The organism is Oleiphilus sp. HI0043 (genome assembly GCF_001634935.1).
In genome coordinates, this window is record NZ_LWEY01000121.1 from 1 (window position 1) to 685 (window position 685).

Consider the following 685-nt stretch of genomic DNA (forward strand, 5'->3'; position numbering starts at 1 on the left):
ACATGCTTAAGCCTTTGTGGCCCAAGCCTGGATCAGGGTTAGTACGCGCTAGTGTTAACAAAACGCCAGCTTTACCGCCAAAAGTACACCATGTTTTCGCGCCGTTAAGTACCCAACCACCGTCAACTTTTTCAGCTTTTAGTTTCATGCCTGCAACGTCAGAACCAAAATCTGGCTCGGTAATGGCAACTGCGCAGGATGGGTCAGCCCAAGCTAGCTTTGGCAGCCAATATTGTTTCTGTTCTTCAGTACCACCGGCCATGAGAGCTTTAGAAAGAATCTCAGGACGTGTAATCAAACTACCTGCTGCGGCTAAAGAGCCACGAGACAGTTCTTCAGTTACAACGATCATGCCCATGTTATCTTCACGGTCGTCTGGCTGTAAGCCGTCGTAGCGCTCTGGAATAGACAAACCGAAACAGCCCATTTCAACCAATGGCTTTAGAATTTCATCAGGAACCATCAAATCTTCGCGATGAATATGCTCTGCTTTTGGCATGACAACGTCTGTTGCAAAGCGCTGGAATGATTCACGCATGATTTCTTTATCTTCATCAAGTAAAGGATCAGTTGTGCAGCCATCTTGACCTAGCATGATTTTACCAAGCTCAACAAGTTTAGCAGTTTGCAGGTAGGTGTCGCAGAAATCCACAACAGCATCGTTGTCAAAGCTTTCAGCAAACTG

Annotated in this window: 1 protein-coding gene; it reads right to left on the reverse strand. The window is 46.3% G+C overall.

Annotated elements, in window-relative coordinates:
• Positions 1-685, reverse strand: a 685-nt coding sequence (locus A3729_RS02630; protein WP_197475493.1) for an acyl-CoA dehydrogenase family protein, incomplete at both ends; no start/stop codon positions are given.